18 protein-coding genes are annotated in these 19,549 nt (G+C 63.9%); 12 read left to right on the top strand and 6 right to left on the bottom strand.

The window, feature by feature from the left end:
• Positions 1–8 precede the first annotated feature (8 nt).
• The 8 genes from LMTR3_RS26935 to LMTR3_RS26900 all read left to right on the top strand — a co-directional run bounded on the left by LMTR3_RS26935 (position 9) and on the right by LMTR3_RS26900 (position 10,480).
• Positions 9–1,139, top strand: a complete 1,131-nt coding sequence (locus LMTR3_RS26935; RefSeq protein ID WP_065748015.1) for a M20/M25/M40 family metallo-hydrolase — start codon at positions 9–11, stop codon at positions 1,137–1,139.
• 269 nt (positions 1,140–1,408) lie between these two features.
• Positions 1,409–2,350, top strand: coding sequence for an ABC transporter permease (locus LMTR3_RS26930; protein WP_065748014.1), 942 nt, complete (start codon positions 1,409–1,411; stop codon positions 2,348–2,350).
• Positions 2,351–2,363: 13 nt separating this feature from the next.
• Positions 2,364–3,254: an ABC transporter permease gene (locus tag LMTR3_RS26925; protein ID WP_057843901.1), complete on the top strand. Its 891-nt coding sequence runs from the start codon at positions 2,364–2,366 to the stop codon at positions 3,252–3,254.
• A 177-nt stretch (positions 3,255–3,431) separates the two neighbouring features.
• Positions 3,432–5,072: an ABC transporter ATP-binding protein gene (locus LMTR3_RS26920; RefSeq protein ID WP_141686823.1), complete on the top strand. Its 1,641-nt coding sequence runs from the start codon at positions 3,432–3,434 to the stop codon at positions 5,070–5,072.
• 251 nt (positions 5,073–5,323) lie between these two features.
• Positions 5,324–6,859 carry a M81 family metallopeptidase gene (locus tag LMTR3_RS26915; RefSeq protein WP_065748012.1) on the top strand — a complete coding sequence of 512 codons (1,536 nt, stop codon included), beginning with the start codon at positions 5,324–5,326 and terminating at the stop codon, positions 6,857–6,859.
• A 6-nt stretch (positions 6,860–6,865) separates the two neighbouring features.
• On the top strand, positions 6,866–8,029 hold the full coding sequence (locus LMTR3_RS26910; RefSeq protein WP_065748011.1) for a M20 aminoacylase family protein: 1,164 nt from the start codon (positions 6,866–6,868) through the stop codon (positions 8,027–8,029).
• 1 nt (position 8,030) lies between these two features.
• Complete coding sequence (locus LMTR3_RS26905; protein WP_065748010.1) at positions 8,031–9,455, top strand: amidase; 1,425 nt, start codon at positions 8,031–8,033, stop codon at positions 9,453–9,455.
• Between the two features lie 134 nt (positions 9,456–9,589).
• Positions 9,590–10,480: a crotonase/enoyl-CoA hydratase family protein gene (locus LMTR3_RS26900; RefSeq protein ID WP_065748240.1), complete on the top strand. Its 891-nt coding sequence runs from the start codon at positions 9,590–9,592 to the stop codon at positions 10,478–10,480.
• 129 nt (positions 10,481–10,609) lie between these two features.
• Here LMTR3_RS26900 and LMTR3_RS26895 read toward each other — a convergent pair whose 3' ends face one another.
• Together LMTR3_RS26895 and LMTR3_RS26890 are read right to left on the bottom strand one after the other, a co-directional pair.
• Positions 10,610–11,584, bottom strand: coding sequence for an NADPH:quinone oxidoreductase family protein (locus LMTR3_RS26895; RefSeq protein ID WP_065748009.1), 975 nt, complete (start codon positions 11,582–11,584; stop codon positions 10,610–10,612).
• Entirely contained in the window at positions 11,584–12,204 is a 621-nt protein-coding gene (locus LMTR3_RS26890; RefSeq protein WP_065748008.1) for a 2-hydroxychromene-2-carboxylate isomerase, read from the bottom strand. The genes LMTR3_RS26895 and LMTR3_RS26890 overlap by 1 nt, the downstream gene beginning before the upstream one ends.
• Positions 12,205–12,444: 240 nt before the next feature.
• On the opposite strand from LMTR3_RS26890, the gene LMTR3_RS26885 reads away from it, so the two are divergent.
• Positions 12,445–13,467, top strand: coding sequence for a methionine synthase (locus tag LMTR3_RS26885; RefSeq protein ID WP_065748007.1), 1,023 nt, complete (start codon positions 12,445–12,447; stop codon positions 13,465–13,467).
• 138 nt (positions 13,468–13,605) lie between these two features.
• Here LMTR3_RS26885 and LMTR3_RS26880 read toward each other — a convergent pair whose 3' ends face one another.
• The 3 genes from LMTR3_RS26880 to LMTR3_RS26870 all read right to left on the bottom strand — a co-directional run bounded on the left by LMTR3_RS26880 (position 13,606) and on the right by LMTR3_RS26870 (position 15,599).
• Complete coding sequence (locus LMTR3_RS26880; protein WP_065748006.1) at positions 13,606–14,220, bottom strand: hypothetical protein; 615 nt, start codon at positions 14,218–14,220, stop codon at positions 13,606–13,608.
• Between the two features lie 98 nt (positions 14,221–14,318).
• Positions 14,319–14,837 (bottom strand): xanthine phosphoribosyltransferase, encoded by a 519-nt coding sequence (gene gpt / locus LMTR3_RS26875; protein WP_065748005.1) that lies wholly within the window; start codon positions 14,835–14,837, stop codon positions 14,319–14,321.
• A 21-nt stretch (positions 14,838–14,858) separates the two neighbouring features.
• A complete protein-coding gene (locus tag LMTR3_RS26870) occupies positions 14,859–15,599 on the bottom strand; it encodes a competence/damage-inducible protein A (protein ID WP_065748004.1) in 741 nt (246 codons plus the stop codon).
• A 219-nt stretch (positions 15,600–15,818) separates the two neighbouring features.
• Between LMTR3_RS26870 and LMTR3_RS26865 the strand changes: the two genes are divergently transcribed.
• From LMTR3_RS26865 to LMTR3_RS26855, 3 genes are all read left to right on the top strand, one after another.
• A complete protein-coding gene (locus tag LMTR3_RS26865) occupies positions 15,819–17,237 on the top strand; it encodes a circularly permuted type 2 ATP-grasp protein (protein WP_065748003.1) in 1,419 nt (472 codons plus the stop codon).
• A gap of 16 nt (positions 17,238–17,253) precedes the next feature.
• A complete protein-coding gene (locus tag LMTR3_RS26860; RefSeq protein WP_065748002.1) occupies positions 17,254–18,198 on the top strand; it encodes an alpha-E domain-containing protein in 945 nt (314 codons plus the stop codon).
• An 87-nt stretch (positions 18,199–18,285) separates the two neighbouring features.
• On the top strand, positions 18,286–19,128 hold the full coding sequence (locus tag LMTR3_RS26855) for a transglutaminase family protein (protein WP_065748001.1): 843 nt from the start codon (positions 18,286–18,288) through the stop codon (positions 19,126–19,128).
• Positions 19,129–19,247: 119 nt separating this feature from the next.
• On the opposite strand, the gene LMTR3_RS26850 is transcribed toward LMTR3_RS26855, so the two are convergent.
• Positions 19,248–19,454 carry a hypothetical protein gene (locus LMTR3_RS26850; RefSeq protein WP_065748000.1) on the bottom strand — a complete coding sequence of 69 codons (207 nt, stop codon included), beginning with the start codon at positions 19,452–19,454 and terminating at the stop codon, positions 19,248–19,250.
• Positions 19,455–19,549: the final 95 nt, after the last annotated feature.

The following is a 19,549-nucleotide window of genomic DNA, read 5'->3' as shown; positions in this document are numbered from 1 at the left end:
AGAAGTCCATGAACCCAGCCAATCTTCCCTTTGATTCCGAGGCCATGCTGCAGGGGCTCCGCGGCTGGGTAGAGTGCGAAAGCCCGACCTGGGACAAGGCTGCCGTGGAGCGCATGCTCGACTTCGCCGCGCGCGACATGGCGATCATGGGTGCGACCATCGAGCGCATCGCCGGCCGGCAAGGGTTTGCCGGCTGCGTCCGCGCCCGCTTTCCTCACCCGAAGCAGGGCGAGCCCGGCATCCTGATCGCCGGCCACATGGATACCGTCCACCCCGTCGGCACCATCGAAAAGCTGCGATGGCGGCGCGAAGGCAACAAATGCTTCGGCCCCGGCATCTTCGACATGAAGGGCGGCAATTACCTCTCGCTGGAAGCGATCCGGCAACTGGCCCGCGCCGCGTTCACGACGCCGCTGCCGATTACGGTGCTGTTCACCCCCGACGAGGAAGTCGGCACGCCCTCGACCCGCGACATCATCGAGGCGGAAGCCGCGCGCAACAAATACGTGCTGGTGCCGGAGCCCGGACGGCCCAACAATGGCGTCGTCACCGGACGCTATGCGATTGCGCGCTTCAATCTGGAGGCCGTCGGCAAGCCGAGCCATGCCGGCGCCACGCTTTCTTCCGGCCGTTCCGCGATCCGCGAAATGGCACGCCAGATTATCGCGATCGACGGCATGACGACCGAAGATTGTACGTTCTCGGTCGGCATCGTGCATGGCGGCCAGTGGGTCAATTGCGTCGCCACCACCTGCACCGGCGAAGCGCTGAGCATGGCCAAGCGCCAGGCCGATCTCGATCGCGGCGTCGAGCGCATGCTGGCGCTGTCAGGCACCAGCAACGACGTCACGTTCACGGTAACCCGCGGCGTCACCCGCCCGGTGTGGGAACCAGATGCCGGCACCATGGCGTTATACGAAAAGGCGCGCGGGATTGCCGCGCAGTTGGGCCTCGAACTGCCCCATGGCAGCGCCGGTGGCGGGTCCGACGGAAATTTCACCGGCGCCATGGGCATCCCGACGCTCGATGGCTTAGGCGTCCGCGGCGCCGATGCGCATACGCTGAACGAGCATATTGAAGTAGACAGCCTGGCCGAACGCGGCCGGCTGATGGCGGGGCTACTCGCGACGCTGGAGTGATGAGTGCAACTGTCATTCCGGGGCGATGCGAAAGCATCGAACTATGGGGCGCTTGCGCCCCGAGAATCTCGAGATTCCGGGTCTGGTGCTAACGCACCATCCCGGAATGACGAAGAGAATGAAGCGCGCGCTCTTACGCACAGTCGCCTAGCTGCATCGCAAAAAACGCAGGCGCAATGGCACGGGACTTGCTGAAATGCTACGCTGGTGGCGCGGAAACCAGGTCTAAGGGCGGCGCTGCCCAATTCACCTACAACTAACGGATCAAGATGCTCGGATATCTGCTTCGTCGCATTCTCGCCGCCATTCCCGTGATGGGCGTGGTGGCGCTGTTTGTGTTTCTCCTGCTGCGGCTGACGCCCGGCGATCCCGCCGCGATTCTCGCCGGCGACAACGCAACGCCCGAGCAGCTCGAGCGCATCCGCACCTCGCTCGGCCTCAATGAGCCGCTCTACACGCAATTCTTCACCTGGATCGGCAAGCTGCTGCAAGGCGACCTCGGCGTGTCCTTGATCTCGAACGTGCCCGTCTTGAAGATGATCAGTCAGCGCGTCGAGCCGTCGATCTCGATTGCCCTTTCCACGATCATTCTGGCTATTGTCGTTGCGGTGCCGCTCGGCGTGATTGCGGCGTGGAAGCACGGCACCTGGATCGACCGCTTCGTGATGGGTCTGTCGGTGGTCGGCTTCTCCGTGCCGGTGTTCGTGATCGGCTATGTCCTGATCCAGATCTTTGCGATCGACCTGCGCTGGGTGCCGGTGCAGGGTTTTCGCAGCATCACGGCCGGCTTCGGTCCGTTCTTCGAGCGCATCATCCTGCCGACCTGCACGCTGTCGTTTATCTATGTCGCGCTGATCGCGCGCATGACGCGGGCCGCAATGCTGGACGTGCTAGGTGAAGATTACGTCCGCACCGCGCGCGCCAAAGGCATCAGCGAGACCGGCGTGCTGCTCCGCCATGCCCTGCGCAACGCCGCCGTGCCCGTCATCACCGTGATCGGCACGGGATTCGCGCTGCTGATTTCCGGCGTCGTCGTCACCGAGAGCGTGTTCAACCTGCCCGGCATCGGCCGCCTCACGGTCGATGCGGTGCTGGCGCGCGATTATCCCGTCATCCAGGCGATGATCCTGTTGACGTCGCTGATCTATGTCACCGTCAATCTCCTGATCGACGTCGCCTACACCCTGCTTGATCCCAGAATTCGTTATTGAGGATTCGCTACTGATGGCGATCGAAACCCTTCCCGAACCGTCAATCCCTGTCACTACGCCGTTCCGGCCGAGACTTGGATTCCTCACGGCGACGCCGATCATCGCGACCGCCACCGTCTGCCTCGCACTCGTCATCGCGATGGCGATCGCAGCTCCCCTGCTTGCGCCGCACGATCCGCAATTGCTGGCGCCGGCACAGCGGCTGAAACCATCAAGCGCGCAGTTCCTGCTCGGCACCGACGCGTACGGCCGCGACGTGCTCTCGCGCATCATCTATGGCGGACGGATTTCGCTCCTGATCGGCCTGGGTGCTGCGGTCTTCTCGATCGGCATCGGCCTCGTGATCGGCCTCGTCTCCGGCTTCTTCAAATGGGTCGACGCCGTGATGATGCGGGTGATGGACGGCTTGATGGCGATCCCTTCCATCCTGCTCGCGATCGCCGTGGTGTCGCTGTCGGGCGCCAGCCTGATGACCGTGCTGGTTGCTATCACGATTCCCGAAATTCCACGCGTGGCGCGGCTGGTGCGCTCGGTCGTGCTATCGGCGCGCGAGGAGCCTTATGTGGAGGCCGCGATCTCGGTCGGCACCAGCCTGCCCAAGATCATGTGGCGGCATCTGATGCCGAACACGGTGGCGCCGCTGATCGTGCAAGGCACTTACGTCTGCGCTTCCGCCATTCTTACCGAGGCGATCCTGTCGTTCCTCGGCGCCGGCATCAGCCCGGAAACGCCGACCTGGGGCAACATCATGGCCGAGGGCCGCGCCTACTTCCAGGTCAAGCCGTCGCTGATCTTCTGGCCGGGGCTATTGCTGTCGATCGCGATCCTCAGCGTCAACCTGATCGGCGACGCCGCCCGCGATGCGCTCGATCCGCGCATGAAACAACGGGAGGCGGGGAAGTGACGGCTTCAATACAATTGAAGCCGTCATCCCGGGGCGATGCGAAGCATCGAACTATGGGGCGCCCTTGCGCCCCTGAGGATCTCGAGATTCCGGGTCCGGTGCTGGCGCACCATCCCGGAATGACGAACCCTGAACATTGTCGCTACGCTCCTCGCAATGACGGTCGACGAAACTGAAATGAAAAACATCATTCTCGACATCGACAACCTCGTCGTCGGCCTTGGCAAAAATCCTTCCGGCCAGCGCATCATTGACGGCGTCTCGCTGCAGGTGCGTGAAGGCGAAACCCTCTGCGTGGTCGGCGAAAGCGGCTCCGGCAAATCGGTGACCTCGCTGACCGTGATGGGGCTGTTGCAGAAAGGCGCGCTGGTGCCCTCGGGCGGCAGCGTCAAGCTGGTCGGCGAGGAACTACTCACCGCCACCGACAAGCGCCTGCGGCAGTTGCGCGCCACACGGATGGCGATGATCTTTCAGGAGCCGATGACGGCGCTCAATCCGGTGGTGCCGGTCGGCCGCCAGATCGACGAAGTCTTGCGCGCCCACACCGATCTCGACGCCCGTGCCCGCCGCCAGAAGATTTTGGCGATGATGGAGCATGTCCGATTGCCGGACGTGGAGCGCATCTTTGCCTCCTACCCGCACCGGCTGTCGGGCGGACAGCGCCAGCGCATCATGATTGCGATGGCGCTGGTGCTCGAACCGAAACTCCTGATCGCGGACGAGCCGACGACTGCGCTCGATGTCACCACGCAGAAGCAGATCCTCACCCTCATCCGCGACCTGCAGCGCGATCATGGCACCGCCGTGCTGTTCATCACCCATGACATGGGCGTGGTCGCCGAGATCGCCGATCGCGTCGCGGTGATGCGCTACGGCCGGCTGGTCGAAACCGGCACGCTCGACAGCATTTTGCGCACGCCGACCATGGAGTACACCCGCAACCTGCTCTCGTCGGTGCCGAGCCTGGTGCCGCGGGCGCCGCGCGCGGAGACCGAAGAGCCGGTGGTGCTGGAAGCCAACGAACTGGGCAAGGTCTATCGCGAGCGTTCCTTCCTCGGAAAGACACGCGAAGTCGCCGCCGCCAAGGACGTCACCCTCACTTTGCGCAAGGGCCGCACGCTCGGCATCGTCGGCGAAAGCGGCTCGGGCAAGTCGACGGTGGCGCGCTGCATCGTCCGCCTGATCGATCCGACCTCCGGCGGCGTGCGACTCGCGGGCCGCGAAATCTCCGAGCTGTCGCGCCGGCTATTGCAGCCGCACCGCAAGAAGATTCAGATCATCTTCCAGGACCCCTACCGCTCGCTCAATCCGCGCGTGACCGTCGGCGAAACCATTGCCGAGGGCCCGATCAATTACGGCATGCCGCGTGCGGAAGCGCTGGCGAAGGCGCGCGATCTGCTCGAACTGGTCGATCTGCCGGCCGATGCAGTGTCGCGCTACCCGCATCAATTCTCCGGCGGACAGCGTCAGCGCATCGCGATTGCGCGCGCGCTCGCGCTCGACCCCGACGTGCTGGTTGCGGACGAAGCGGTTTCGGCGCTCGACGTCTCAGTGCAGGCGCAGGTGCTCGAACTGCTCGACGAAATCCAGAAGCGGCTGGGCATTGCATTGTTGTTCATCACCCATGATCTTCGCGTCGCGGCGCAAATCTGCGACGACGTCGCTGTGATGCAACATGGCCGGATCGTCGAACAGGGCCCGGCCGCGCAGGTGCTGACCCACCCGCAGCAGGCCTATACAAGGGCATTGCTCGATGCCGCCCCCGGCCGCGGCTGGGATTTTGCCAATTTCCGACCGGTAGAGGTCGCGGCGGAGTAAATCAAGCTCACCGTCATTCCGGGGCGATGCGCAGCATCGAACTATGGGGCGCCCCTTGCGCCCCTGAGAATCTCGAGATTCCGGGTCTGGTCCTTCGGACCATCCCGGAATGACGAACTCTCGAATCCATCGCCTTGCTTCGCGTAGCTATTCCGTACCACGCGGCATGCAAAACGGAATTGCTTCACTCCTTGCGCTTGCCACGATGTCCCGCTTAACGTCCCCCAACCAAAAACATTGGCTGAGGCACTATGACCCGTATCGCCGTCGGCGGCTTCCTGCACGAGACCAACACTTTCGCGCCGACCAAGGCGACCTATGCTGATTTTGTTCATGGCGGCGGTTGGCCGGCGATGGCGCATGGACCTGATGTCCTCAAGGTCATGCGCAAGATCAATGTCGGCCTTGCCGGCTTTGTCGAAGCGGCCGAAGCCAATGGCTGGGAGTTGGTCCCGACCATCTCCGCAGCCGCCAGCCCGTCTGCGCATGTCACGACCGATGCCTTCGAGCGCGTCATGAAGGAGATGGTCGACGGCATCGCCAATGCCGGGCCGATCGATGCCGTCTATCTCGATCTGCACGGCGCCATGGTGACCGAGCAGCATGACGATGGCGAAGGTGAAATCCTCGCGCGCGTGCGCAAGGTGATCGGCCCCGATCTGCCGCTGGTCGCAAGCCTCGATCTCCATGCCAACGTCTCGCCCGAGATGGTCGCGCACGCGGATGCGCTGATCGCCTACCGCACCTATCCCCACGTCGACATGGCCGACACCGGCCGCGCCTGCGCCAAACACCTCGCGCTGCTGCTGAGGACCAGGCAGCGCCTTGCAAAAGCGTTCCGGCAACTGCCGTTCCTGATTCCGATCTCCTGGCAATGCACCAACGACCAGCCGACGAGGGGCATTTACGAGCAGCTCGCGGCGTTCGAAAGCGCCGCGGTGCCGACGCTGTCCTTTGCACCGGGTTTCCCGGCTGCGGATTTTCCCCATTGCGGGCCGAGCGTGTTCGCCTATGGCAGGACGCAGGCCGACGCGGACGCCGCCGCCGACAAGATCGTCGCGCTCGTCGAGGGCCATGAAGACGATTTCGACGGCCGCATCTATTCGCCCGATGATGGCGTGCGCCTCGCCATCGAGCTTGCGAAAACGGCGAAGAAGCCGATCATCATCGCCGATACCCAGGACAATCCCGGCGCCGGCGGCGATTCCGACACCACCGGCATGCTGCGCGCCCTGGTGCGCAACCACGCGTCCCGCGCCGCCACCGGCGTGATCTACGATCCGGAGTCGGCCAAGGCGGCGCATGCGGCGGGCGTCGGCGCCACCGTGACGCTGGCGCTCGGCGGCAAATCGGGCATCCCGGGCGATGCGCCATACAAGGAAACGTTCGTCGTCGAAAAATTGTCGGACGGAAAATTCGTGGCGCCAGGCCCCTATTACGGCGGCCGCGACATGGACATGGGCCCCTCGACCTGCCTGCGCATCGGTGATGTCAGGGTCGTCGTGGGCTCCTACAAGGCGCAGCTCGCCGATCAAGCGATGTATCGCTATGTCGGCATCGAGCCGACCGAACAGAAAATCCTCGTCAACAAGAGCTCGGTGCATTTCCGCGCCGACTTCGAACCGATCGCCGAAAAGCTTTTGATCTGCGCCGCCCCAGGCGCGATGCCGGCCGATACCGCAGCGCTGCCCTGGACGCGGCTGCGCCCGGGCATCCGCCTCAAGCCGAACGGCCCCGCCTTTGCCCCATTCGCTTCCTCACGCTCAAAATCCTCAGTCACGGGATAACCAGACATGCCCATCATCGAACGCATCGGCGGCTATGCCGAGGAACTCACCGCCATCCGCCGCGATCTGCATGCCCATCCCGAGATCGGCTTCGAGGAGGTGCGCACTTCCGGCATCGTCGCCGAGAAGCTGAAGGGTTGGGGCATCGAGGTCCATCGCGGCCTCGGCGGTACCGGCGTGATCGGCGTGCTCAAGGGCAAGGGCGATGGCGGCAAGCGCATCGGCCTGCGCGCCGACATGGACGCGCTGCCGATGGAAGAAAATACCAACCTGAAATGGCGCTCGACCATTCCGGGCCGCTTTCACGGCTGCGGTCATGACGGTCATACCACGATACTGCTCGGCACCGCGCGCTATCTGGCCGAGACGAAAAATTTTGATGGCACCGTGCATTTCATCTTCCAGCCGGCCGAGGAAGGCCTCGGCGGCGCACGCGCCATGATCAAGGATGGGCTGTTCGAAAAGTTTCCCTGCGACGAGGTCTATGGCCTGCACAACGCGCCGGATCTCAATCACGGCGAGATCGCGATCCTGCCCGGACCAGCGATGGCAGGCGCCGATTTCTTCGACATCACGATCCAGGGCTATGGCGCGCATGGCGCGATGCCGGAGCGCTCCAAGGATGCGGTAGTGATCGCGACCACGCTGGCCCAGGCCCTGCAGACCATCGTCAGCCGCAACGTCGATCCCTTGAAGTCTGCGGTGCTGTCGGTCACGCAGATCCATGCCGGCTCCGCCAACAACGTGATCCCCGGCGAGGCCAGGCTCGGCGGCACCGTGCGCGCCTTCGACGACGGCGTGCGTGCGCTGATCCGCGAGCGCATGCGCAAGATCTGCGCCGGCGTTGCCGCCACGTTCGAGTGCGAGATCACGGTCGACATCCGCGATACGTTCAGCGTCCTCATCAACGAGGAAGAACAGTCCAAGGTAGTCGAAGCGGTGGCGAAGACCGTGGTCGATCCGGCCAACGTGCTCACGCGCTCGCAGCCGAAGATGGGGAGCGAGGATTTCGCTGACATGATGCAGGTGGTGCCCGGCGCCTATTTCTGGATCGGCCACGACGGCTCGGTGCCCGTGCACAATTCCGGCTACGTCCTCGACGACAAAATCCTGCCGATCGGCGCCAGCATGTTCGCCCGCATCATCGAAACCCGTTTGCCGGTAGGTTAGCATGCATAAGCCAGCCCCCGAGGAAGAGGTCACCTCGCTGCATGACCTCTCCGCCACCGACCTGATCGCCGGCTATCGCGCCAAGCAGTTCTCTCCCTCGGAAGTGCTGGAGGAGGTGATCGAGCACGTCGCGGCCTGGGAGCCGCACATCAAGGCGCTCTATCTGTTCGATCCCGACCGCGCGCGCGCGGTAGCGAAGGCGTCGAGTGACCGCTGGCAGAAGGGTGAGCCTGTGAGCACGCTCGACGGCGTGCCGGTCACGATCAAGGACAATATCGCCACCAAAGGCCAACCGATACCGCTGGGCGCGGCCAGCGTGAAGCTGGTACCGGCAGAAAAGGACGCGCCGCCCGCCGCACGGCTGCGCGAAGCCGGCGCGATCATCTTCTCCAAAACGACGATGCCAGATTACGGCATGCTGTCGTCGGGTCTCTCCAGCTTCCACCCCCTCACCCGCAACCCCTGGGACCCCAGCAAGAATCCAGGCGGCTCTTCTTCCGGCGCCGGCGCGGCGGGCGCGGCCGGCTACGGTCCGCTGCATCTGGGCACCGACATTGGCGGCTCGGTGCGGCTGCCGGCCTGCTGGTGCGGTCTCGTCGCGCTGAAGCCGAGCCTCGGGCGCGTTCCGATCGATCCGCCCTATGTCGGCCGGGTCGCAGGTCCCATAACCCGCACCGTCGATGACGCCGCGTTGATGATGTGCGTGCTGGCGAAGCCGGATCGCCGCGACGGCATGAGTCTGCCGGCTGACAGCAGCATCCACTGGAAGACGCTCGACAAGTCGCCGCGCAAGCTGCGCATCGGCCTGATGCTCGATCCCGGCGTCGGCCAGCCGCTCGAGCAGGAAGTGCGTGACGTAGCCGTCAACGCCGCCAAGGCGTTCGAATCCGCCGGCGCGATCGTCACCGAAGTCAACGGTATCCTGACGCGCGAGATGCTCGACGGGCTCGACAATTTCTGGCGGGCCCGGTTGTGGGACGATCTCTCAAAGCTTTCGCCCGAGGAGCGCGGCAAGACGCTGCCTTACATCCACAAATGGGCAGAAGCCGGCGCCAAACTTTCGGGTGTCGACGTCGTCAGGGGTTTCAACGCCACCATGGCGATCCGCGCCGCGGCAGCAAAGCTATTCCACGAACTCGACTACGTGATCTCCCCGGTGTCGCCGGTGGTGAACTTCCCGGCCGAGTTCGCAGCACCGATCAACGATCCCGACAGACCGTTCGAGCACATCTGCTTTACCGTACCGTGGAATATGGCGGAAAACCCGGCGCTCTCGATCAATGGCGGATACGACGCCAAGGGATTTCCGATCGGCGTGCAGATTATCGGCCGCCGCTTCGACGATCTCGGCGTGCTCGGCATGGCCAAGGCATTCGAGGGCCTGCGCGGTGCGCAGCGGCCGTGGCCGTCGCCGCCGGGCAAGTAACCACCGCCGCGCGCCGATCGTCATGCGCGGGCCTGACCCGCGCATCCATCTTCTTCAAGAGGATGGATTGCCGGGTCAAGCCCGGCAATGACGAGATAGAATTCAAGAACAAGCATTGCAGGAAGGAACACCCCATGGCGTATGAGACCATCACGTACGAGGTCGACGATCAGATTCTCACCATTACGCTGAACCGGCCCGACAAGCTCAACGCCTTCAACGGCACCATGCAGCACGAGCTGATCGACGCCTTCGACGCCGCCGACAAGGACGACAATGTCCGCGCCATCATCGTCACCGGCGCAGGCCGCGGCTTCTGCGCCGGCGCCGATCTTTCTTCTGGCGCCAACACGTTTGACCGCGACGCGCGGCGTGGCCCGGTGAAGCGGCTCGCAAGCGGCGTAGTCGATTACAGCGATCCCATGGTGCGCGATGGTGGCGGCCAGGTGACGCTGCGCATCTTCAAGTGCTTAAAACCGGTGATCGCGGCCGTGAACGGCCCCGCCGTCGGCATCGGTGTCACCATGCAGCTCGCGATGGATATCCGCATCGCGTCGGAGGCCGCGCGGTTCGGCTTCGTGTTCTCCCAACGCGGCATCGTGCCGGAGGCGGCCTCAAGCTGGTTCCTGCCGCGCATCGTCGGCATCTCGCAGGCGCTGGAATGGTGCTATTCGGGCCGCGTATTCCCGGCGCAGGAAGCGCTCGCCGGCCGTCTCGTCAGCAAGGTGGTGCCGCCGGACGATCTGCTGCCGACCGCACGCGCACTCGCCAAGGAATTCGCCACCAAGACCGCGCCGGTCTCGGTGGCGCTGATCCGGCAGATGATGTGGCGAATGCTGGGCGCCGACGATCCGATGGAAGCCCACAAGGTCGACAGCCGCGGCATCTACGCCCGCGGCCGCTCGGAAGACGTCAAGGAAGGCGTCGTGTCATTCCTGGAAAGGCGCCCGGCAGAGTTCAAGAACAAGGTATCGAGCGACATGCCCGACTATTTCCCGTGGTGGACGGAGCGGGAGTATAAATAAGTGCGGTCATCCTACCTGACGCTGTCGTCACCCGCGAAGGCGGGTGACCCAGTAATCCGAGACGATCGTAATTGAGCTGAAGAGCCGCGGCGTACTGGATGCCCCGCCTTCGCGGGGCATGACGGGAAACTACCCCATCACCAGCGCCACCCTGCCGATCGCCTTGCGGTCGATCAACAGCCGCATCGCTTTCGCGTAATCCTCCAGCGGCAGCCGATGCGAGACGTTGGGACGGATTTTTCCGGCCTCCGCCCATTCCGTCAGCGCCTTGATCCTGATCTTGCCAAGCGCGGGATTTCTCCGCACCGCTTCGCCGGCACGGACGCCAAGCACGCTGGCGCCCTTGATCATCAACAGATTGGTCTTGGCAAGCCCGATGCCGCCGGTGAAGCCGATGACCAATAGCCGCGCGCCCCAGTTGATGCAGCGCATCGAGTTCTCGAACGCCTCGCCGCCGACGGGATCGAACACCACGTCGGCGCCCTGCCCGTCGGTGATGCGCTTGACGGCATCACGGAACGGCTCCTTGTCGTAGCGCACGAGATGATCGGCGCCCCTCGCTTTGGCGATTGCAAGTTTCTCGTCGCTTGACGCGGTCGCAATCACGGTGGCGCCGAGCATCTTGCCGATTTCGACGGCGGCAAGGCCCACGCCGCCGCCGGCACCATGCACCAGCAGCACCTCGCCGGCTTGAAGCTGCCCGCGATCGATCAGCGCGTGATAGGCCGTGCCGTGGCCGGCCAGGAACGTCGCGCCTTCGGCGTAGTCGAACGTCGACGGCAGGCGCACGAGCTGCGAGGGCACAGCCACAGCCTCATCGGCATAGGCGCCGTGCCGCATCTTGACGATCACCCGATCGCCCACCGCAACGCCTTCGACGTCATTGATCTCGACGACATCGCCCGCAGCTTCGACACCCGGCGTGAACGGCAGTGGCGGCTTGAGCTGATATTCGCCCGCCGCCATCAAAATATCGGGGAAATTGATCCCGGCGGCGCGAATGGCGACGCGCGCCTGCCCCGGCGCCAGCGGCGGGGAGGCAAAGGTTTCCAGGCGCAGCTTCTCGGGCGAGCCGAGTTCGCGGCAGACGACGGCTTTCGGCATCAGGCGGCCCGTGCTTTCAGGCGCTCCAACGCCTCGCGGATCAGCGGCATCCGGTCGTTGCCGAAGTACATGTCGGTCTTGCCGACGAAGATCGTCGGCGAACCAAATCCGCCGCGCGCCATCACCTCGTCCGTGTTGGTCTTGAGTCGGTCCTTGATCGCCTGCTGGCCGATGCCGTCGAAGAATTTGACGGGATCGACACCGACCTTCTGGCATATCTCCGTCAGCACCGAATCCTTTGAGATGTCCTTGTCGTTGCCCCAATAGGCCTCGAACACGGCGCGCGCGAACGGCACCATGCGTTCGCCAGGTTCGTGGCCGAGCCAGATGCAGCCGCGCATCGCCTTGACGCTGTTCACCGGAAACACCGTCGGCGGCATCTTGATCGCAAGCCCCGCGGACCGCGCCCAGTCGGCGAGGTCCTTCTTCATATAGCGCGCCTTCAACGGCACCGGCGTCTCGCGAGCAGCATAGACGCTCGGGTTGACGGTGTTGAAGATGCCGCCGACCAGGATCGGCCGCCAGCTGATTTCTACGCCGAGTTCTTTGGCGAGCGGCTGGATGTTGTGAAAGGCGAGATAGGTCCAGGGGCTGGAGCAATCGAAGAAGAATTCGAGCATGGGGTTTCCTTTTGTTGGTTCTCGATCCTCATCCTGAGGAGCGCGTCTTCGCGCGTCTCGAAGGATGAGGGCACTGGAGGGGCCTCTCCTCCGCGGCGGCTGCCTTGCGGCCTACCGAAAGCCCCAGTTCCTCTCCGGTATGATCGAGATTTTCCAGGCAATGGCGACTTTTGTTGTTCTGTACCTTGACCATAAGACATGGCAGACAGACGCTCAATCAGAACCGACCGGGAGGCTCCCATGCTGTTTCCAACCACGATCGCAGGCTCCTTGCCGAAGCCGGAATGGCTGGCCGAGCCGAATACGCTGTGGGCACCCTGGAAATCAAAGGGTGACGAGCTCGCCCGCGCCAAGCGCGACGCTACCATGCTGGCGGTGAAGCTGCAGGAGGATGCCGGCGTCGATATCGTCACCGAGGGCGAGCAGGCCCGCCAGCACTTCGTCCACGGCTTTCTGGAGAAGGTCGAGGGCATTGATTTCGCCCACAAGGTCGAGATGGGCATCCGCAAGGACCGCTACAAGGCGATGGTGCCACAGGTGACAGCACCGCTGACGCTCAAGGGGCGTGTCCATGCGGACGAGGCCCGTGTTGCCCGCACCCATACCACGCGCAAACTGAAATTCACCCTGCCCGGTCCGATGACCATCGCCGACACCGTCGCCGACCGATATTACGGCGACAAGGTCAAAATGGCGTTCGCCTTTGCCGAGCTGCTCAACAACGAGGCCAAGGCGCTGCAGGCCGACGGCGTCGACGTGATCCAGTTCGACGAGCCCGCCTTCAACGTCTTCATGGACGAGGTCTCCGACTGGGGCATCAAGGCATTGGAGCGGGCAGCCGAAGGGCTAACCTGCACCACCGCCGTCCACATCTGCTACGGCTATGGCATCAAGGCCAACACCGACTGGAAGCAGACGCTGGGCAGCGAGTGGCGGCAATACGAGGATATTTTCCCGGCGATCGCCAAGAGCCCGATCCAGCAGGTCGCGATCGAGTGCCGCAACTCGAAAGTGCCGTTGGATCTGCTGGCGCTGCTTCCTGGCAAGGTCATCCAGGCCGGCGTGATCGACGTTGCCAGCGACACGGTGGAGACCGCGGAAGACATCGTTCAGGTGATCGAGGCGGTGTCGAAATTCGTGCCGAAGAGCAACATCGTCGCGACCACCAATTGCGGCATGGCACCGATGCGGAGAGATATCGCGGAGGCGAAGCTAGCCGCGCTCGGCGCGGGTGCAAGGCTGGCGCGGCAGAAGTTGGGGTAATGTTCCCTCTCCCGCTTGCGGGGGAGGGTCAGGGTGGGGGCTCTCTCCGCGAGCGCTATTCGTGGAGAGAGCCCCCACTCCAGCTCTCCCCCGCAAGCGGGAGAGAGGGCCCACCGTGCAAGCAGCATCACCTTCGCTTCAACTCGCGCTTGGATGCAGTACCGGGCGATACCCAGCGCTCAACGCGCGCAATGTTGATGGCGGCGTCAGTAGCAGGGCGTCCTCCCTCGCGTCGTCCATCGTTCGATATCCCACCATCGACCATTGCAGTGCCCTGCCCTGCAGGACCAGAAAACTTTCGGCGCCTTGCTGCACCATCGCGCCGTCAGGCAATTGCGCCACCGGCACTGGCAGCGGATGCAGCCGCTTCTTGCCGCGCTCCAGCCGCTCACCATGCAGCACGGCATCGATCTGGCGCGCGCGAATGTTCTTCACGCCATTGCCCTCTTGCCAGCAGCTACGAAAGCGGTTGGCGTCGTCGCGGCGGCAGAAGAAGCATGGGCGGTGCCCGGCGGAGAAGGCGGTCGCCTCGTCGAGAAAGAACAGCTCGGTCCAGCTCCGCTGACCCATCACGGGCCGCCGCCAACCTCTGAACTCGCAGACGCACGTGATCCAGGCCGGGCTCGACCAGCGCTTCTTCAATAAAGTTTTGGTCGCGGGGTCGTGGATGATGCCGCGGTTACCGGTGAACATGCCGCGATGCGGGGTGGCGATGATGTCGCCGGTGGGAGTGACGCGGTTTTGCAGGGGCATCTGTGGCTACCGTCATTCCGGGGCGATGCGCAGCATCGAACCCGGAATCTCGAGATTCCGGGTTCGCCTCTTCGAGGCGCCCCGGAATGACGAACACCTCACGGCCGGATCGGCGGCTGGTACGACAACGCGGTATCCCAGGGAAAATGGATCCAGGTATCCTGCGACACTTCGGTGATGAAGGTATCGACCAGCGGCTTGCCCTTCGGCTTGGCGTAGACGGCGGCGAAATGCGCGTCGGGAAGCAACTGGCGCACCATCCGCCCTGTAGCGCCGGTATCGACGAGATCATCCACGATCAAGAGCCCCTTGCCGGTGCCGCCGCCGAGTTTGGCGACATCGGGGAAGACGCCCTTGAGCACCTGCAGGTCGCCCTGGCTGGTGTGGTCGTAGCTGGCAATGCACACCGTATCGATGATGCGAATGCCGAGCTCGCGCGCCACGATGGCTGCCGGCACCAGCCCGCCCCGGGTAATCGCGACGATCGCATGAAACGGCCCGACCTCGTTGAGCCGCCAGGTCAGCGCCCGGCAATCCCGGTGAAACTGGTCCCAGGACACCGGAAAGGGCCGTCCGGCTCGTGCCTCGGCGCTCGGTTCGTAATTGTTGTCTGCCACGCTGCTTCGCCTGCCTGTCTGCTACCGGGTGGTGACGTTCAATGCCGCCAGCATCTCCTTCACCGCGGCCATCGCGGCGTTGAGCTTGTCGGGATCGCGCGAGCGGACGACGAGGTTGGTGTTCGGCTTCTTGTCCTCGTCCATGAACGGATAGCTGCCGATGATGGTGTCGGGATGGGCGATGGCAATCTCCCGCAACGGCCCCCCGATATCACCTTCACGGGCATTGGCCCGCACCGAGTCCGACAGCATCCGCACCCCCGATTTCAGCTTGGGCGCGACGATGTCCATCATCGCCTGCATGATCGAGGGGATGCCGGCCATGACTATTACATTGCCGAGCTTGAAACCGGGCGCCAGGATGGTGGCGCTCTGGATCAGTTCGGCGCCGTCGGGCACACGCGCCATGCGCAGCCGCGCCTCGTTCAGATCCTGCTCGCTCCATCGCTCGCGGAAGCGCGCCACCACCTCCGGATGATGACCGATCCCGACGCTGAAAGCCTTGGCGACGCTGTCGGCGGTGATGTCGTCATGTGTCGGTCCGATGCCCCCGGTGGTGAAGACATACGTGTAGCGATTCCGCAGTGCATTAAGGGCGTCGACAATGTCGGTCTCATCGTCGGCGACGATGCGGACCTCCTTGAGGTCGATCCCGATATTGGTCAGGTATTCGGCGATGAACCCGATGTTCTTGTCCTTGGTACGGCCGGACAAGATCTCGTCGCCGATGACCAGAATACCCGCCGTGACGATCTCGCTCATGACTTCTCCCCACCTGCCCCGTACTTTGCGCAAGCAACGCATTGAAGTCACGGGGGTTTGCTGCCGAAATAAGCACCCGGCAGCCCTTTTTTAGGGCAGCACGGCCGGCTACCCACACGAAATGCCGCAAGCCAATGCATATCGCGCTGGCCCGAGCCTTGCTACCATCCCGTGAACTCATGCACCGTGCCGCATGGCTTCGAGAGATAGTCGGGATTTATGGCAGTTGCCTTCGATGAAATGAACGGGCCCGGCGGTGACCTCCGCTCGGCCTATCGGGAGCTCTCCCGCTGGCTGAAGGAGACTCCTCCGGATGCCCTGGAATATCGCCGTCAGGAGGCGGAACTGTTGTTCCGCCGGATCGGCATCACCTTCGCGGTCTATGGCGATGCGGAGGCCCAAGAGCGGCTGATCCCCTTCGACGTGATCCCGCGAATCATGTCGGCGAAGGAATGGGCTGTTCTGGAGAAGGGCTTGAAGCAGCGGGTGCGCGCGCTCAACATGTTCCTGCGCGACATCTATCACGGCCGCGACATCCTGCGCGCCAACATCATTCCCGATGACCTGATCTTCCAAAACCCGGTCTTCCGTCCCGAGATGAACGGCCAGAGCGTGCCGCACGATGTTTATGTGCACATCGCAGGGATCGACATCGTCCGGGTCGATGCCGATAACTTCATCGTGCTGGAAGATAACGCGCGGACGCCCTCGGGCGTCTCCTACATGCTGGAAAACCGCGAAATCATGATGCGGCTGTTTCCGGACCTGTTCGCCCGCCACCGCGTAGCACCTGTAGAGCGATACCCGGACGAATTGTTGTCGGCGCTGCGCTCGGTGGCGCCGCTCTCCGCCTCGGCCGAGCCGACGGTCGCGCTGATGACGCCGGGCGTCTACAATTCCGCCTATTACGAACACTCTTTCCTTGCCGACAAGCTCGGCATCGAGCTGGTCGAGGGCCGCGACCTCATCGTCAAGAACGACGAGGTGTTCATGCGCACCACCGAGGGGCTGAAACGCGTCGACGTGATCTACCGCCGCGTCGACGACGATTTCCTCGACCCCCTCACCTTCCGCCCGGATTCGGCGCTCGGCGTGCCCGGGCTGATGTCGGCCTATGCCGCCGGCAATATCACGCTGGCGAACGCGGTCGGCACCGGGATTGCCGACGACAAGGCGATCTATTCCTACATGCCGGAGGTCGTAAAGTTCTATCTCGGCGAAGAACCGATCCTGAAGAACGTGCCGACCTGGCGCTGCCGCGAGCCGAAGGACCTCGCCTATGTGCTCGACAATTTGAGCGAGCTGGTGGTGAAGGAAGTGCACGGTTCCGGCGGCTACGGCATGCTGATCGGCCCGGCCGCGACGAAGGCGACGATCGAGGCGTTCCGCGACAAGCTCAAGCGCGAGCCGGAGGGTTTTATCGCCCAGCCGACGCTGGCGCTCTCGACGTGCCCGACCTGCACCGCCTCCGGCCTCGCGCCGCGCCATGTCGATTTGCGCCCGTTCGTGCTGACCGGCAGCAAGCACGTCACTATCGTGCCGGGCGGACTGACGCGGGTGGCGCTGAAGGAAGGCTCCCTGGTGGTCAATTCCAGCCAGGGCGGCGGCACCAAGGACACCTGGATACTGGACGAATAGAGGGCGAAATTTTCGTATGCTGTCGCGCACCGCCGAAAACCTGTACTGGCTCGCCCGCTATGTCGAGCGCGCCGAATATATCGCGCGCACCATCGATGCGACCTTGCGAGTCACCGCGCTTCCCGCCGCCTATATCGGCAAGACCAATGAGTGGGAATCGGCGCTCTTGACGGCCGGGGTCAGCGCAAGCTTCTACGAGGCCTATCCGGAAGCCACCGAGCAGAACGTCGTCGAATATCTGGCATTCTCGCCTTCCAATCCCTCCTCGATCAAGAACTGCATCGAGGCCGCCCGGCTCAATTCGCGCTCGGTGCGAACCGCGCTGACATCGGAGATGTGGGACACCATCAACTCGGCCTGGATCGAATTGCAGGAGGTCTGGGGCAAGGGCACATCGAGCCGCGAGGAACTGGCGCGGTTTCTCCGCTTCGTGCAGGAGACCTCGCTGCGGTTCGACGGCTCGGCCTACCGGACCATGCTGCGCAACGACGCCTACTGGTTCTCGCGGCTGGGGCTGCATCTGGAGCGCGCCGACAACACCGCGCGCATTCTCGACGTTAAATATCACGTGCTGCTGCCCGAGGAGGAGCACGTCGGCGGTCCCCTGGACTACTACCAGTGGACCTCGATCCTGCGCTCGGTCTCCGCGCTGACCGCCTATCACTGGGTCTACCGCGAGACGCTAAAGCCGTGGCTGATCGCCGACCTCCTGATCCTCAACGACACGCTGCCACGCTCGCTGGCGAGCTGCTACAGCAACCTCGTCCGCAATCTCGACCAGATCGGTGTCGCCTATGGTCGCCAGGGCGCCGCCCAGCGCCACGCCCGCGGCGTCCGCAACCGGCTTGAACACAGCCATATGGACGATATCTTCCAGCACGGCGTCCATGAGTTCATCCAGGAGTTCATCGCGGACAATTCGCGGCTCGGTGAGATCATCACCAAGCAGTATTTGATTTGATGTCGTCATTCCGGGATGGCGCGCAAGCGCCAGACCCGGAATCTCGAGATTCGCGTCCCGGAATGACAGCAGAAATAACGGTAAGCCATGCGCCTGCGAATTGCCCACTCCACCAGCTATCGCTACGAGCCGCCGGCCACGGGCGTGATCCAGATCCTGCGGATGACGCCCGGCAGCCATGACGGGCAGTATGTCGCCGAATGGCAGATCGATGTCTCGACCGACTCTCGCCTCGACATGCACCAGGATGCGTTCGGCAACGTCACGCATGTACTTACCCACGGGCCGATCACCGACCTCACCATCCATGTCGAGGGCCTGATCGAGACCCATGACACTGGCGGCGTGCTGCGCGGCACCGACGAGCGCTTTCCGCCGAGCCTGTTCCTGCGCCAAACCGCGCTGACCGAAGTCAATCCGGCGATGGCGACCTTTGCCCGCGAGCTACGGTCGGAATCCGATGGGGACGTGCTCGGTTTCCTGCATGCGCTGATGGTGCAGATCAACGAGCACATGACATTCGACGAAGACCCCACCCACTCGGGCACCTCGGCGGCGGAGGCGTTCGCGCTCAAACGCGGCGTTTGCCAGGACTATGCGCACATCTTCATCGCCTGCGCCCGATCCGGCGGCGTGCCGGCCCGCTTCGTCTCCGGCCATTTCCTGCGCTCCGACGGCATGATTCACCAGCAGGCAGGCCACGCCTGGGCGGAAGCTTACGTGCCCGATCTCGGCTGGGTCGGCTTCGATGCCGCCAACGGCATCTGCATCACCGACGCCCACGCCCGCGTCGCGATCGGGCTCGACTATCTCGGCGCGGCCCCGGTACGCGGCACCCGCTACGGCGGCGGCACGGAAACGCTGACGGTTGCGGTCAAGGTCGAGCAGGCCGGGCGGCCGGGGCAATGGCAAAGCCAGTCGCAGTCGTAGGCCTCCCCACGTCGTCATTCCGGGGCGCGCGGAGCGCGAGCCCGGAATCCATCGCGACATCAGCTCCGCGGCTAAATGGATTCCGGGCCTGCGCCTGACGGCGCATCCCGGAATGACGGTCACTTATCCAGCCACACGTCCTCGAACCGCAGATCATTATACTGGCTGTTAGCGTGCGGCCGGAAATTCTTCACGTGAGGCTGCCAGCAATTGCCGGCCGAGGAGTGCAGGATGATCGGCCGCGCGGCGTCCTCGACCAATAGCCGTTCAATCTCCCGGACGAGATTCCTGCGCCTTTCCTTGTCGAGCTCGCGCGAGTGCGCCAACCGGGGCGACCATGTTCCGGCGATCCGCTGTTCCGCCCGCTACCGGAGGCCGGCAATCCCAAGGCGCAAACCCAGATCGGGACCATGTACCGCAG

Source organism: Bradyrhizobium sp. LMTR 3 (assembly GCF_001693485.1).
Taxonomy (GTDB): Bacteria; Pseudomonadota; Alphaproteobacteria; order Rhizobiales; family Xanthobacteraceae; genus Bradyrhizobium.
The sequence above is the reverse complement of the archived record's forward strand: the minus strand, read 5'-3'. Positions and strand labels throughout refer to the sequence as shown.

What these genes read in the sequence shown, in the direction of transcription:
- LMTR3_RS26855 (WP_065748001.1), top strand. Translation starts at nt 18,286, where the DNA reads ATGCGCCTGCGAATTGCCCACTCCACCAGCTATCGCTACGAGCCGCCG.
- LMTR3_RS26900 (WP_065748240.1), top strand. Translation starts at nt 9,590, where the DNA reads ATGGCGTATGAGACCATCACGTACGAGGTCGACGATCAGATTCTCACC.
- LMTR3_RS26920 (WP_141686823.1), top strand. Translation starts at nt 3,432, where the DNA reads ATGAAAAACATCATTCTCGACATCGACAACCTCGTCGTCGGCCTTGGC.
- LMTR3_RS26870 (WP_065748004.1), bottom strand. Translation starts at nt 15,599, where the DNA reads ATGAGCGAGATCGTCACGGCGGGTATTCTGGTCATCGGCGACGAGATC.
- LMTR3_RS26880 (WP_065748006.1), bottom strand. Translation starts at nt 14,220, where the DNA reads ATGCCCCTGCAAAACCGCGTCACTCCCACCGGCGACATCATCGCCACC.
- LMTR3_RS26910 (WP_065748011.1), top strand. Translation starts at nt 6,866, where the DNA reads ATGCCCATCATCGAACGCATCGGCGGCTATGCCGAGGAACTCACCGCC.
- LMTR3_RS26925 (WP_057843901.1), top strand. Translation starts at nt 2,364, where the DNA reads ATGGCGATCGAAACCCTTCCCGAACCGTCAATCCCTGTCACTACGCCG.
- LMTR3_RS26935 (WP_065748015.1), top strand. Translation starts at nt 9, where the DNA reads ATGAACCCAGCCAATCTTCCCTTTGATTCCGAGGCCATGCTGCAGGGG.
- LMTR3_RS26860 (WP_065748002.1), top strand. Translation starts at nt 17,254, where the DNA reads ATGCTGTCGCGCACCGCCGAAAACCTGTACTGGCTCGCCCGCTATGTC.
- LMTR3_RS26885 (WP_065748007.1), top strand. Translation starts at nt 12,445, where the DNA reads ATGCTGTTTCCAACCACGATCGCAGGCTCCTTGCCGAAGCCGGAATGG.
- LMTR3_RS26930 (WP_065748014.1), top strand. Translation starts at nt 1,409, where the DNA reads ATGCTCGGATATCTGCTTCGTCGCATTCTCGCCGCCATTCCCGTGATG.
- LMTR3_RS26890 (WP_065748008.1), bottom strand. Translation starts at nt 12,204, where the DNA reads ATGCTCGAATTCTTCTTCGATTGCTCCAGCCCCTGGACCTATCTCGCC.
- LMTR3_RS26905 (WP_065748010.1), top strand. Translation starts at nt 8,031, where the DNA reads ATGCATAAGCCAGCCCCCGAGGAAGAGGTCACCTCGCTGCATGACCTC.
- LMTR3_RS26915 (WP_065748012.1), top strand. Translation starts at nt 5,324, where the DNA reads ATGACCCGTATCGCCGTCGGCGGCTTCCTGCACGAGACCAACACTTTC.
- LMTR3_RS26895 (WP_065748009.1), bottom strand. Translation starts at nt 11,584, where the DNA reads ATGCCGAAAGCCGTCGTCTGCCGCGAACTCGGCTCGCCCGAGAAGCTG.
- LMTR3_RS26865 (WP_065748003.1), top strand. Translation starts at nt 15,819, where the DNA reads ATGGCAGTTGCCTTCGATGAAATGAACGGGCCCGGCGGTGACCTCCGC.